Annotated in this window: 11 protein-coding genes; 2 read left to right on the forward strand and 9 right to left on the reverse strand. The window is 74.0% G+C overall.

Annotated features, from left to right (window positions below; genetic code table 11):
- The first annotated feature begins 393 nt into the window (after positions 1–393).
- Positions 394–3,063 (forward strand): ATP-binding protein, encoded by a 2,670-nt coding sequence (locus ACWGIS_RS11095; RefSeq protein ID WP_453362106.1) that lies wholly within the window; start codon positions 394–396, stop codon positions 3,061–3,063.
- Between the two features lie 72 nt (positions 3,064–3,135).
- Here the strand turns inward: ACWGIS_RS11095 and pcaDC are convergent, their stop codons facing one another.
- From pcaDC to ACWGIS_RS11130, 7 genes are read right to left on the reverse strand one after another with little or no spacing between them, the layout of a single operon-like run.
- Positions 3,136–4,284 carry a bifunctional 3-oxoadipate enol-lactonase/4-carboxymuconolactone decarboxylase PcaDC gene (gene pcaDC / locus ACWGIS_RS11100; protein ID WP_453362107.1) on the reverse strand — a complete coding sequence of 383 codons (1,149 nt, stop codon included), beginning with the start codon at positions 4,282–4,284 and terminating at the stop codon, positions 3,136–3,138.
- Positions 4,281–5,654: a 3-carboxy-cis,cis-muconate cycloisomerase gene (gene pcaB / locus ACWGIS_RS11105; RefSeq protein ID WP_453362108.1), complete on the reverse strand. Its 1,374-nt coding sequence runs from the start codon at positions 5,652–5,654 to the stop codon at positions 4,281–4,283. Before pcaB ends, pcaDC begins: the two co-directional genes overlap by 4 nt.
- The gene (gene pcaG / locus ACWGIS_RS11110) at positions 5,651–6,214 is read right to left on the reverse strand and encodes a protocatechuate 3,4-dioxygenase subunit alpha (RefSeq protein WP_453362109.1); all 564 of its coding nucleotides are present in this window, start codon (positions 6,212–6,214) and stop codon (positions 5,651–5,653) included. Before pcaG ends, pcaB begins: the two co-directional genes overlap by 4 nt.
- Positions 6,215–6,219: 5 nt before the next feature.
- Entirely contained in the window at positions 6,220–6,990 is a 771-nt protein-coding gene (gene pcaH, locus ACWGIS_RS11115; RefSeq protein WP_453362110.1) for a protocatechuate 3,4-dioxygenase subunit beta, read from the reverse strand.
- 10 nt (positions 6,991–7,000) lie between these two features.
- Complete coding sequence (locus tag ACWGIS_RS11120; protein ID WP_453362111.1) at positions 7,001–8,203, reverse strand: thiolase family protein; 1,203 nt, start codon at positions 8,201–8,203, stop codon at positions 7,001–7,003.
- Positions 8,200–8,844 (reverse strand): CoA transferase subunit B, encoded by a 645-nt coding sequence (locus ACWGIS_RS11125; RefSeq protein ID WP_453362112.1) that lies wholly within the window; start codon positions 8,842–8,844, stop codon positions 8,200–8,202. Before ACWGIS_RS11125 ends, ACWGIS_RS11120 begins: the two co-directional genes overlap by 4 nt.
- Complete coding sequence (locus ACWGIS_RS11130; RefSeq protein ID WP_453362113.1) at positions 8,844–9,617, reverse strand: CoA transferase subunit A; 774 nt, start codon at positions 9,615–9,617, stop codon at positions 8,844–8,846. Before ACWGIS_RS11130 ends, ACWGIS_RS11125 begins: the two co-directional genes overlap by 1 nt.
- Positions 9,618–9,860: 243 nt before the next feature.
- Here ACWGIS_RS11130 and ACWGIS_RS11135 point away from each other — a divergent pair, with 243 nt between their 5' ends.
- Entirely contained in the window at positions 9,861–10,328 is a 468-nt protein-coding gene (locus ACWGIS_RS11135) for a MarR family winged helix-turn-helix transcriptional regulator (RefSeq protein ID WP_453362114.1), read from the forward strand.
- Positions 10,329–10,367: 39 nt separating this feature from the next.
- On the opposite strand, the gene ACWGIS_RS11140 is transcribed toward ACWGIS_RS11135, so the two are convergent.
- Both ACWGIS_RS11140 and ACWGIS_RS11145 read right to left on the reverse strand, forming a co-directional pair.
- Entirely contained in the window at positions 10,368–11,345 is a 978-nt protein-coding gene (locus tag ACWGIS_RS11140; protein ID WP_453362115.1) for a DUF3048 domain-containing protein, read from the reverse strand.
- 154 nt (positions 11,346–11,499) lie between these two features.
- A complete protein-coding gene (locus tag ACWGIS_RS11145; RefSeq protein ID WP_453362116.1) occupies positions 11,500–12,570 on the reverse strand; it encodes an ATP-dependent DNA ligase in 1,071 nt (356 codons plus the stop codon).
- Positions 12,571–12,614: the final 44 nt, after the last annotated feature.

The following is a 12,614-nucleotide window of genomic DNA, read 5'->3' on the forward strand; positions in this document are numbered from 1 at the left end:
TATGAGCCCCGGGTGAAAGGCGGATGAGAGGGCTCCCGAAGTGGGGCCCCCGGAACTCCGCGAGCGTCTTCGTGGGCGTCGCCGCCCGCCGCGTCCGGCACGGGTCACCGCCCGACGGCGGACGTCCTCGCGGGCGTCGCCGCCCTGCGCGTCGGTCACCGCGCGGAGAGCCGCACCGGACGGGTCGCGTACCGAAGGGAAAAAAGCTTCAGTGGCAACCCCGTTGACGGTCGGAAACTTTCACGCGGGCAGGTCGGGACACTGAGCCGTCGTCCTCGGGCACCCGCCGTCACCCCTGCAGGCAAGAGGTGCCCGGTCCCGCCTCCACTTCGGCCCCCGGACGGCTAGGCTCGTGGTCTGTACGTCGTTTGGGCGACCTGGGGAGGTAGCGGGATGACGGAGGCACGGCCCGGGGTGGCCGCCTCGGCCTCCCTGTGGGAGCGAGACGAGGAAGTCGCCACGGTCCGGCGGGCGATCACCGCCCTGCGCGCGGACTCGGCGTCCTCGGGAAGCCTGTTGGTGGTCACGGGCGAGGCGGGCCTCGGCAAGACCGCCCTCCTCGCCGAGGTTCGCCGGATCGCGGAGGACAGCGGCTGCACGGTGTGGTCGGCACGCGGCGGCGAGACCGTCACGTCCGTCCCCTTCAACGTCGTACGCCAGTTGCTGCAACCCGCGCTCGTCTCGCTCCTGCCGGAGGAGGCGCGCGAGTACCTGGGCGACTGGTACGACATCGCCGGACCCGCGCTCGGTGTGGCCGAGCCGGGCGACCGCCAGCCCGACCCGCAGGGCGTGTGCGACGGACTGGTCGCCGCGGTACGGCGGCTGGCCAAGCGCGAGTGGCCGCTCGTGCTGCTCGTGGACGACGCGCACTGGGCCGACCAGGAGACGCTGCGCTGGCTCGCCGCGTTCGCCGAACGGCTCGACGACCTGTCCGTCCTGGTCGTGGTCGCCCGCCGCCCCGGCGACGTGCACGGCGAGAGCGCCCGCCTCCTCGACGCGGTCGCCGCCGCGGCCCGCCCCGTCACCCGGCTGAGCGCGCTGACCCCCGACGCGACGGCCGGCATCACCCGCGCCACGCTCGGCGAGCACGCCGACGCGCCGTTCTGCCGCGAGGTGTGGGCGGTCACCGGCGGCAACCCGTACGAGACCGTGGAACTCCTCGCCAAGGTGCAGGACAGCGGCCTGGAACCGGTCGAGGCGTCCGCCGCCGAACTGCGCGCCCTCAACCGCTCGGCGCGAGGCCGCGGTCTCGTCGCCCGCCTCGAAGGGCTCGGCATCGACGCCACCCGCTTCGCGTGGGCGGCCGCGATCCTCGGCACCCAGATCTCCCTGGACCTCGCCGCCCAGCTCGCCGGGATGCCGCACGAGGACGCCGTGCGCTGCGCCGAACTGCTCCGGGCCTCACGCATTCTGACGACCACTCAGGACGCCGCCGCGCAGACGGTCGAGGGCGAGCTGGAGTTCGTGCACCCGCTCATCGCCAGCGCCGTCTACCGCTCCATCCCGGACGCTCTGCGCACGGCGATGCACGGCCAGGCCGCGTGGGCGGTCACGGACTCCGGGCGCGGCGCCGCCGCCGCCTCCCGCCACCTCCTCGAAGTGCACCCGGACGACGACCCCGAACTGGTCGACCAGTTGCGCGAGGCCGCCCGGGAACACCTCGCGGTCGGCGCGCCCGACGCGGCCCGCCGCTGCCTGGAGCGCGCCCTCCGGGAGCCTCCGCTGCCGGACACCCACGCCCGCGTGCTGTACGAACTGGGCTGCGCCACACTGCTGACGGCACCCGCCAGGACCATCGGCCACCTGCGCGCCGCGCTGGAGATGCACGGCCTGGAGGGCGAGGAACGCGTCGACGCCGTCTACCGCCTCTCCCAGGCCCTGCTGCACAACGACCAGCTGGAGGAGGCCGTCCGCACGGTCGACGCCGAGGTCGCCCGGCTGGAACCGGGCCCCGCCAGGATGCGGTTGCAGGCCGTGCACTACATGTGGGAGGGCCTGCACGCCGGGGAGGACGGAGCCTCGGGCGGCTCCCACGGCCTCGCCGACCTCGTGAAGACGTGCACCGGGCGGGACAACTCCGAGCGGGCGCTGCTCATCCTGCGCGGCTTCGACGCGATGATGCACGGGGAGAACGCCGAGGAGGTCGCGGAACTCTGCGACCGCGCCCTCGTCAACGGCCGCCTCGCACCGGGACTCGGCTGGACCGACACCGAGTGGGGCATCGAACTCCTCATGATGCTGAGCAGTTCGTACGCCTACGCGGACCGGCTCGACCGTGCGGAGAGCCTGTTCAGCGAGGCCCTGCGCGCCTACGAGTCGGCCGGCTGGAGCGGCGGCCACCTCGCCCTGGCGCACGCCTACCTCGGCCTCGCCCACCGCAGGCGCGGCCGTCTCGTGGACGCCGAGACCTCCCAGCGCGAGTCCCTGCGCCTCGCCGAGCGGGTCGGACGCGGACTGCCCCTGTACTGGTCGGCGACCTGCGGACTCATCGACACGCTGCTCGCCCGCGGTCACGTCGACGAGGCCGAGGAGATCGCCGAGCGCTACGGCTTCGCGCCGCCCTACCCGTCCACGATCGTGCTGCCGGACACCCGGTCCGTGCGCGGCCGGCTGCTGCTCGCCGTCGGCCGGACGAAGGAGGGCATCAACGAACTGGAGGCCGCGGAGAAGGCCGCGACCTCGCGCGGGCACCACAACACGGTGCTGGCGCCGTGGGCCGTCGACCTCGCCCGGGCGCTGGCCGCGGACGACCCGGTGCGCGCCGCCGCCCTGGCCGCGGAGGCCCGCCGTCAGGCGGAGCGGTTCGGCACGGACACCGCCATCGGGGAGGCGCTGCGCTGCGCGGCGGCCCTGGAGTCGGGGCAGCGCGCGGTACGGCTGGCCGGGCAGGCCGTCACCTACCTCGAAGCCTCGCCCTGCCAGTACGAGCACGCGGCGGCCCGCATCGAGTACGGCATCGTCGCCCGGTCGGCCGCCGAGCTCAACAAGGGCCTGACGCTGGCCCGTTCGTGCGGTGCGGACGGCCTGGTGACCAAGGCGGAGCTGGCCCTCAGGGGCCTCTGACCGGCTCGATCCGGCGTCCGGCCGCTGCCGGACGCCGGCGGCGGGCCGCCGACCCGGCCCGCCGCCGGCGTGTCAGTGGGGCAGGCCCGGGTCCGCCTCGTCCTCCGCCAGCACCCGCTGGGCCACGGCGAAGGCCGAGTTGGCGGCCGGCACACCGCAGTACACCGCGGTCTGCAGCAGCACCGACCCGATCTCCTCCGGCGTGAGCCCGTTGCGGCGCGCGGCGCGGACGTGCATCGCCAGTTCGTCGAGGTGCCCGTGCGCGACCAGGGCGGTCAGCGTGATCATGCTGCGCTCGCGGCGGCTCAGCGTCGGGTCGGTCCAGATCTCGCCCCACGCGTAGCGCGAGATGAAGTCCTGGAAGCGGGCGGTGAAGGGGGTCTGCCGGGACTGCGCACGGTCCACGTGCGCGTCGCCGAGGACCTCGCGGCGTACGCCCATCCCCCGCGGCGCGGGTCCACCGAAGTGCCCCCGTAGCGCGGCGAGTACGGCCTCCGGGCGCTCCGCGGGCGCCAGATGCGAGGCGCCCGCGATCTCGGTGAGCGAGGAGCCCGGCACCGCGTCGGCGATCTCCCGCAGGTGCGCGGGCGGTGTCGCCGGGTCCTCGCGGCCCGCGACCAGCAGGGTCGGGACGGTGACCGACGCCAGCCGGTCCCGCAGGTCGAAGGCCGCCAGCGCGTCGCAGCAGGCGGCGTAGGCGTCCGGGTCGGCGTTCCGGTGGTCCTCGACGAGCCGCGGCACGGTGAACCCCGGTGTGAACCAGCGGGCGTCGGCGGTCGCCGCGAGCTGCGCGAGGCCGTCCCGGCGGACGAGTTCGGCCCGCTCCCGCCACGGCCGGGCGCCGCCGAAGTGGGCCGAGGAGCAGATGACGGCGAGGGACGACACCCGCTCGGGGTGGTGTGCGGCCAGGTGCAGCCCGACCGCGCCGCCCAGGGACACCCCGGCGTACGCGAACCGCTCGGCGCCGAGGGAGTCGGCGAGCGCCAGGACGAGCGCCGCCAGGTCGGCGACCGTCGCGCCGGGGCCGATCAGGTCCGCGGGCGAGCCCCCGTGCCCGGGCAGGTCCCAGCGGACCACCCGGTGGGTGACCGACAGCTCGGGCGCGACCGCGTCCCACAGCGCGGTGGACGTGCCCAGCGACGGGCCGAGGAGCAGCGGGGGAGCGGTGGCGGCCCCTTCGGCCCGGTGGTGCGGCAGCCTGCCGGACGGTTCGGTGGTCACGATCGCTCCAGGGCACGGTCGGTGAGGGCTCCGGCGGAGCCGAGATAGTTGGCGGGGTCGGTGAGTCCGGCGAGGTCGAGACCGGCGAGCCGGGGCTCCTCGTGGAGCACGTCGGCGAGGGGCCGGTCCTCCGCGACGGCCCGCCCGGCGGCCCGCGTGAGCAGTTCCTTGGCGTGGGACCGGCCGAGGACGGGGGCGAGTTCGGCGGCGAGCCGCTCGGAGACGATCAGCCCGTGGGTGAGGCCGAGGTGGGCGCGCATGGCGTCCGCGTCGACCTTGAGGCCCTCGGCGAGTTCCGCGGCGTCGCGGGCCGCGCCGCCGGCCAGCCGCAGCAGGTCGCGCAGCGGTTCCCACTCGGCGTGCCAGGCACCGGCGGGCCGCTCGTCCTCGGCGGCCATCGACGCGTAGAGGCCGGCCGCGAGATGCGGTGCCCGTCGGGCCGCGGCGGCGATCAGCGTCGCCCGTACCGGGTTCGCCTTGTGCGGCATCGCCGAGGATCCGCCGCCCGTGCCCTCCGCCAGCTCGCCGATCTCGGTGCGGGAGAGGGTGAGCACGTCGGCTGCGGTCTTGCCGAGCGCGCCCGCCGTGAAGGCCAGTGCCCCGGCCAGGTCCGCGACGGGCGTGCGCAGCGTGTGCCAGGGCAACAGCGGCGCGACGAGACCGAGTTCGCGGGCGTAGGCGGCCGTCAGCGCACGTGTGTCGACGGGCTTGTCGGCTGTCGCCCCATCCGCCGCGTCCGCCCCGAACACGGTGAACGCGGCCAGCGTGCCCGCCGCGCCCCCCAGCTGGGCGGGCAGTGAGTCCCGTACGGCTGTGAGGCGGTCCCTGGCGTCCAGCACCAGCGACCGCCATCCCGCCGCCTTCAGGCCGAAGGTCGTGGGCACCGCGTGCTGGGTGAGCGTCCGGCCCGGCATCGCGGTGTCCCGGTGGCGCGCGGCGAGCCGGGCCAGCGCCGACTGGGTGCGGTCGAGGTCGGCCATCACCGTCGCCAGCGTGCGCGCGGCCACCAGCATGGCGGCCGTGTCGAGGATGTCCTGACTGGTGGCGCCCCGGTGGACGTACGGTCCGAACTCCTCGCCGACCGCCGCTGTCAGGTCCTTGACCAGGGGAATCACCGGGTTGCCGCCCGCCCGGGCGCGCAGCGCGATCGCCCCGGCGTCGAAGCGCGCGGCGTCGGCCGCCGCGTCCACCGCGGAGGCCGCCGCCGCCGGGGCCAGCCCCAGCGACACCTGGGCACGGGTCAGCGCGGCCTCCGCGTCGAGCAGTGCCTGCAGATACGCGGTGTCGCCGGTCGCGTCCGCCGCGGGCGAGCCCGCCCAGCCGGGGGCGAGCAGGCCCGCGTCGGAGCCGAGGGGGTCGACAGCTGTCACTGGAACTCCAGGAAGACCGTTTCGCCTTCGCCCTGAAGGCGGATGTCGAAACGGTACGTCCGGTGCTCCCCCTCGGCCGCGAGCAGCGTGGCGCGCCGGTCGGCCGGAAGGGAGTCGAGCAGCTGGTCAGCGCCGTCCGCCAGGTAGGCGCGGGTGAAGAGGTGGTGCAGCAGGCCGCGGGCGAACACGCACACGCTGATGTACGGCAGCCCGGTGTTGCCCGGCGGCAGCGTGTGCAGGGCGTAGTGCCCGTCGGCGTCCGTGGCGACCCGGCCGAAGCCCGTGAAGTCGGTGCCGTTGCGGCCGAGGTGGCCGCCGGTCACCGGGTCGCGGCGCAGGGAGCCGGGGGCGCCCTTCAGCGATCCGTCGGGGGCCGCCTGCCAGAACTCCAGGAGGGCGTCCGGGATCGGGTCCCCGGCGCCGTCGAGCACGTGTCCGTGCAGGGTGATCGTGTCGGGGTGCCCCTTGGGCGCCACCTGCCCGCCGTCCGGGAACGGCAGCGCGTACCCGTAGAACGGGCCGACGGTGTGGGAGGGGGTGGGGAGCGGCTTCTCGCTCATGGCGGTCAACGGCCTTCCTCGATCCAGGTGGCGGAGGGACCGTCGAGCACGATGTCCCACTCGTAGCCGAGCGAGAACTCGGGCCGGGACAGGTCGTGGTGGTACGTCGCGACCAGCCGGCTGCGGGCGGCCTCGTCGGTCACGGACCGCAGGATCGGGTCGTAGCGGAACAGCGGGTCGTTCGGGAAGTACATCTGCGTCACGAGCCGCTGGGTGAACGCCGTGCCGAACAGCGAGAAGTGGATGTGCGCGGGCCGCCAGGCGTTGGTGTGGTTGCGCCACGGGTACGCGCCCGGCTTGATGGTGGTGAAGGAGTACCGCCCCTGATCATCCGTCAGGGTCCGTCCCACACCGGTGAAGTTGGGGTCGAGCGGCGCCGGATGCTGGTCGCGCAGGTGCGCGTAGCGGCCCGAGGCGTTGGCCTGCCAGATCTCGACGAGCTGTCCGCGCACGGGACGGCCCCGGCTGTCGAGGAGGCGCCCGGAGACGGTGATGCGCTCGCCGAGCGGCTCGCCCTGGTGCCGGCGCGTGAGGTCGTTGTCGGTCTCGGTGGTGTCGGTGGCGCCGAAGACCGGTCCGGACAGCTCGACCGTCTCCGGGTCGCCGCCGTTCACGGCGACCAGCGGCTGCTTGGGGTGGCGCAGCACCGAGCTGCGGTACGGCGCGTAGTCGCGCGGTGGGTGGTGGCGGACCGGCGCGCCGCCGGCCACGGCCTTGTCGTAGGCGTTCTGGAGGTCGTCGACCTCGGTGTCGATGTCCGACTGGGTGAGAGTCATGGGCGGCTTCCTAGCGTTCGAGGACGAGGGCGAGGCCCTGGCCCACGCCGATGCAGAGGGTGGCGACGCCGGTGCCGGACCCGGCGGCCCCGAGCTGGTGGGCGACGGTGCCCGCGAGGCGGGCGCCGGACGCGCCGAGCGGGTGGCCGAGCGCGATGGCGCCGCCCCGGGGGTTGAGGATCGCCGGGTCGAACTCGGGCCATTCGGCGAGGCAGCCCAGCACCTGGGCGGCGAAGGCCTCGTTGAGTTCCAGTGCCGACAGGTCGGCGAAGCGCCTGCCCGCCTTGGCGAGTGCCCGGTTGACGGCCTCGACGGGGGCGAGCCCGAAGTAGTGCGGGTCGGTCGCGGAGACGCCGGACGCGCTCACCCGGGCGAGGGGTTCGCGGCCGGTGGCCCGCAGGCCCGCCTCGTCGGTGAGGAGGAGGGCGGCGGCCCCGTCGTTGAGCGGTGAGGCGTTGCCCGCCGTGACGGTCCCGCGCTCCGTGCGGAAGGACGGCTTCAGCCGGGCCATCGCCTCCAGGGACGCGTCCGCGCGCACGGACTCGTCCGCGGCGACGAGAAGCGGGTCGCCCGAGCGGCGGGGGACCGGCACGGGCACGATCTCGGCGTCGAACGCTCCCGCGGCCTGTGCCTCGGCCGCCTTGCGGTGGCTGGCCAGGGCGAACTCGTCCTGCCGTTCGCGGGTGATCCCGTGCTTCTCGGCGATGAGTTCGGCGGACTCGCCGAGCGGGACGGTCCACTGGGGTTCCATCCGCGGGTTGACCATGCGCCAGCCCAGGGTGGTCGAGTACAGCTCGGTGTGGGCCGCCGGGAAGGGCCTGTCGCTCTTGGGCAGCACGTAGGGGGCGCGGGTCATCGACTCGACCCCGCCGGCCAGCGCGATGGAGGCGTCGCCGACCGCGATGGCCCGGGCGGCCTGGACGACGGCTTCGAGTCCGGAGGCGCAGAGGCGGTTGACGGTGACGCCGGGCACGGAGGTGGGCAGTCCGGCGAGCAGGGCGGCCATGCGGGCCACGTTGCGGTTCTCCTCGCCCGCGCCGTTGGCGTTGCCGAAGTACACGTCCTCGATCCGCGCGGGGTCCAGGTCCGGCGTACGGGCGAGGAGTTCCCGGATGGCGTGGGCGGCCAGGTCGTCCGGGCGGACGCCGGCCAGGGCGCCGTTGTACCTGCCGACCGGCGTGCGGACCGCGTCGACGATGTAGACGTCCTTCATGAGTCCTCCTCGGGCAGGCGCACCTCGGCGGCGGTCCTGGCGGTGATCTCCTCGGCGGTGACGCCGGGCGCGGTCCCGACCAGCACCAGCCCGCCCGGGGTGACGTCCAGGACGCCGAGGTCGGTGATGATCCGGTCGACGCAGCCCTTGCCGGTGAGCGGCAGCGTGCACTCACGGAGGATCTTGGGGGAGCCGTCCTTGGCGGTGTGGGTCATCACGACGACGACGGTGCGGGCGCCGTGCACCAGGTCCATGGCGCCGCCGATGCCGGTGATCAGCTTGCCGGGGACCGCCCAGTTGGCCAGGTCGCCGCCCGCGGAGACCTGCATGGCGCCGAGCACCGCGACGTCGATGTGCCCGCCCCGGATCATGCCGAAGGACAGCGCGGAGTCGAAGTAGGAGGCGCCGGGCACGACCGTCACGGTCTCCTTGCCGGCGTTGATCAGGTCCGGGTCGACCTGGTCCTCGGTGGGGTAGGGGCCGGTGCCCAGGATGCCGTTCTCCGACTCCAGGACGACCTCCACGCCGGGCGGGAGGTGGTTGGGGATCAGCGTCGGCAGGCCGATGCCGAGGTTGACGTACTGCCCGTCCCGCAGCTCGCGCGCCGCGCGGGCGGCCATCTGCTCCCTGCTCCAGGCCATCACACGCCTCCCGTTCCGCCGGCCGAGACCGTCCGCTTCTCGATCCGCTTGGCGCTCGCCTGCTCGGGGGTCAGGGCGACGACGCGCTGGACGAAGACACCCGGGAGGTGGACCGCGTCCGGGTCGATGGCGCCCGGCTCCACGAGTTCCTCCACCTCGGCGATCGTGATCCGTCCGGCCATCGCCGCGAGCGGGTTGAAGTTCCGCGCGGACTTGTTGAAGACGAGGTTGCCGTGCCGGTCGCCCTTCGCGGCCCGCACCAGCGCGAAGTCGGTGCGGATGGCGCGCTCCAGTACGTACGGGGTGCCGTCGAACTCCCGCACCTCCTTGGGCGGCGAGGCCAGCGCGACGCCGCCGGAGCCGTCGTAGCGCCACGGCAGTCCGCCGTCCGCGACCTGGGTGCCCACCCCGGCCGGGGTGTAGAAGGCGGGGATCCCGGCACCACCGGCGCGCAGCCGCTCGGCGAGGGTCCCCTGCGGGATCATCTCGACCTCCAGCTCACCGGCCAGGTACTGGCGGGCGAACTCCTTGTTCGCGCCGATGTAGGAGCCGGTGACGCGGGCGATCCGGCCCGCCGCGAGCAGGACCGCCAGGCCGGACTCCATCGCGCCGCAGTTGTTGGAGACCACGCCCAGGCCGGACACGCCGCGCTCGTACAGCGCGTCGATCAGTGCCGTCGGCACCCCGCTGAGGCCGAAGCCGCCGACCGCCAGTGTCGCGCCGTCCGGCACATCGGCCACCGCCCCGAGGGCCGTGGCGACCACCTTGTCCATCCGTGAAGCCCCATCTCTTCCGAGCGCCCAGTGCGGCAGTTAGTCAGCGCACTGATTATTTCTCCGAGGTTGCCCACACGCTGCCACTCGTGTCCAGGTCAGTCAAGGCCCCTGGTGGTGGGCCCCGGTAAGAGGAGATTTGCCCGAGACAGGTGAGTGGTGGCCGGGTATCGTTCAGTGCACCAACGAAAGCCGACCTGCTACGTCGCGGAAGCCCGCGGGTACGCGGACCTAGGAGCGCACATGGCCGCGGTGGACCTCTCCACCCATCCCGGGCACCTCGCCCGGCGACTGCAGCAGGCGCACCACCTGCTGTGGAACACGATGGTGTCCGAGGAGATCACCTCGCCGCAGTTCGCGGTCCTGAACGCGCTCGTCGCCGAACCGGGGCTGGACCAGCGCACGGTGGGGGAGCGGGTGGGCCTGGACCGGTCCACCATCGCCGAGGTCGTCAGCCGGCTCGGCCGCCGCGCCCTGCTGGACAAGGTGCGCGACCCGCAGGACGGCCGCCGCTTCCTGCTCCGCCTCACCGGCGAGGGGACGCGCACCCACCGCAGGCTGAGTGTGCGCACGGCGCGGATGAACCAGGTCTTCCTCGGCCCGCTCTCCGCCGATGAGCAGACGCTGTTCTTCGACCTCGTCCTGCGGGTCGCGGACGCCGCCGAGGGCCTGCGCAATCCCGGGGAACCCCTCGTGGCCGGCCAGGCGTGAGCCCGCCTCCGGCGGGACGGCCCGCCCGCCCGGCTCGCGTCAGGCCTTGGTGAAGACCACCCACACCTGGCCCTCGGCGAAGTTCATGGGCGTGCCGTCCGCCGTCGTGAACTCCGTGCCGTCCGCCGCCGATCCGCGGTGCCATTCGGCGTCGAACACCCGCCCGTCGCGCAGCACTTCGGCCTTGCCCGACCCGACGGTCTGCGTGTACGGCGTGTGGTTCCCCAGCACGTCGTGGAACCGGGACGTGCGGACCGTCACGTGCTGCACGACCACGGTCGCGGGAGCCGCCCGTCCGGCGTCCGTCGTCACGGTCGGCCTGCCGTCCATCGTCACCAGCCAGCGATCCCGCTCCGCGGACCAGGTGAAGGTGAAGCGGGCCGCGGGGAAGCGGACCGTGCGCTCGGTCTCCGGAGTGCCACCCGCCGGCGCCGCACCGAAGCGGAAACCCGTCGTCAGGGCGTCCGCGCCCGGCGCCGCGTCCATCAGCCGCCGGGGACGCAGATAGAGGTTGTGCGGGGCGGCCTTGCCGGTGCCGCGGAAGTACGCGGCGGAGTTCTCCTCGGGGCGGACCGGGGTCAGCGGCGCCTTGTCGATCAGCGGCAGCAGTTTGTGCTGTGCGCCGGAGTAGGCGAGCGTCGGCTCGTGGAACTGGCGCAGGAGTTCCAGGTCGGACTCGCGGGCGCTGCGCACCGGGCCCACCGTCTCGGGCAGCCGGGTCGCGTACACCGCCATCAGCCGGCTCAGCCCGCCCTCGACCTGTTCCGCGTACACGACGTCCGCGGCGTTCAGGCCCGTCTGCGGCCGGGCGGCGCTCGCGTTGTCGATCTTGACAGCGAGCACCGGGTCCGCGGGCTTCCCGGCGGACTCCGTGGGCGTGGGCTCGTCGTGCCGTCCGCGGCCGTCGTCGAGCGGGCCGCCGCCTGCGGTGCAGCCCGTCATCAGGGAGCCCGTCACCGCGGCGGCCAGCAGCGCCGCCGTCGTCACGCCGCGCCGCATCCGTGTCATCCGTCCCATGCCCACCGTGGCCACCCATGTCCTGTGCTGTCGATTGTGCGCTCATATGTTCATCGGTGGCCATACCCGATCTCTTCGGGATCTGCGCGTCGCCTGGGCCGAACGGCGCAGCGGAAGTCGGTACGGGACACGGCACTCCGACTGGCGGCGCCGGTCAGGCGGGCGGCCCGAGGATCTCCGCGAGGTCGTAGCGCACCGGCTCCTCCAGCTGTCCGTAGGTGCAGCTCTCGGCCGTACGGTCCGGGCGCCAGCGGCGGAAGCGGGCCGTGTGCCGGAACCGGGCGCCGTTCTCCATGTGGTCGTACGCCACCTCCGCCACCCGTTCGGGCCGCAGCGGCACCCAGGACAGGTCCTTCTTCGACGACCAGCGGCTCGGCGCTCCGGGCAGCCGGGCCGACTCGTGGGCGGCCTCCTCGGCCCACGCGGCCCACGGATGGCTCCGCACGTCCGGCATCCGCAGCGGTTCCAGCTCCTCCACCAGCTCGGCGCGGCGCTTCATCGTGAAGGCAGCGGACACCCCGACGTGCTGGAGCGCGCCCCGGTCGTCGTACAGGCCGAGCAGCAGCGAGCCGACGACGGGTCCGCTCTTGTGGAAGCGGTAGCCCGCGACCACGACATCCGCGGTGCGCTCGTGCTTGATCTTGAACATGGCGCGCTCGTCCTGCCGGTACGGGGCCGCCGGGGGCTTGGCGATCACCCCGTCGAGACCGGCTCCCTCGTACTGCTCGAACCACTGCCGGGCCACCTCGATGTCCGTCGTCGCCGGAGCGACGTGCACGGGGGCGCCCACCCCCGACAGGGCCGTCGTCAGCAGGGCGCGGCGGTCGGTGAGCGGCACGTCGAGCAGCGACTCGTCCGCCAGCGCCAGCAGGTCGAAGACCACGAAGGAGGACGGGGTCCGCTCCGCCAGCGTCCGCACCCGCGAGTCCGCCGGATGGATGCGCTCCGTCAGCGCGTCGAAGTCGAGCCGCCCGTCGCGGGCGATCACGATCTCCCCGTCCATGACGCAGCGCTCCGGCAGCCGCTCCCGCAGGGCCTCCACCAGCTCGGGGAAGTACCTGGTCAACGGCTTCCCGGTACGGCTGCCCAGCTCGATCTCGGCACCGTCGCGGAACACGATCGCCCGGAACCCGTCCCACTTCGCCTCGTACTGCATGCCCGGCGGGATCTTCGCCACGGACTTGGCGAGCATCGGCTTCACGGGCGGCATCACCGGCAGATCCATGCTCCGATTCTGCGGGCTTCCGGGGCGGTTCGCCCGGTGTGCGA

Source organism: Streptomyces sp. NPDC054842 (assembly GCF_053611025.1).

What these genes read in the sequence shown, in the direction of transcription:
- ACWGIS_RS11095 (WP_453362106.1), top strand. Translation starts at nt 394, where the DNA reads ATGACGGAGGCACGGCCCGGGGTGGCCGCCTCGGCCTCCCTGTGGGAG.
- pcaG (WP_453362109.1), bottom strand. Translation starts at nt 6,214, where the DNA reads ATGAGCGAGAAGCCGCTCCCCACCCCCTCCCACACCGTCGGCCCGTTC.
- pcaH (WP_453362110.1), bottom strand. Translation starts at nt 6,990, where the DNA reads ATGACTCTCACCCAGTCGGACATCGACACCGAGGTCGACGACCTCCAG.
- ACWGIS_RS11120 (WP_453362111.1), bottom strand. Translation starts at nt 8,203, where the DNA reads ATGAAGGACGTCTACATCGTCGACGCGGTCCGCACGCCGGTCGGCAGG.
- ACWGIS_RS11125 (WP_453362112.1), bottom strand. Translation starts at nt 8,844, where the DNA reads ATGGCCTGGAGCAGGGAGCAGATGGCCGCCCGCGCGGCGCGCGAGCTG.
- ACWGIS_RS11130 (WP_453362113.1), bottom strand. Translation starts at nt 9,617, where the DNA reads ATGGACAAGGTGGTCGCCACGGCCCTCGGGGCGGTGGCCGATGTGCCG.
- ACWGIS_RS11135 (WP_453362114.1), top strand. Translation starts at nt 9,861, where the DNA reads ATGGCCGCGGTGGACCTCTCCACCCATCCCGGGCACCTCGCCCGGCGA.
- ACWGIS_RS11140 (WP_453362115.1), bottom strand. Translation starts at nt 11,345, where the DNA reads ATGGGACGGATGACACGGATGCGGCGCGGCGTGACGACGGCGGCGCTG.
- ACWGIS_RS11145 (WP_453362116.1), bottom strand. Translation starts at nt 12,570, where the DNA reads ATGGATCTGCCGGTGATGCCGCCCGTGAAGCCGATGCTCGCCAAGTCC.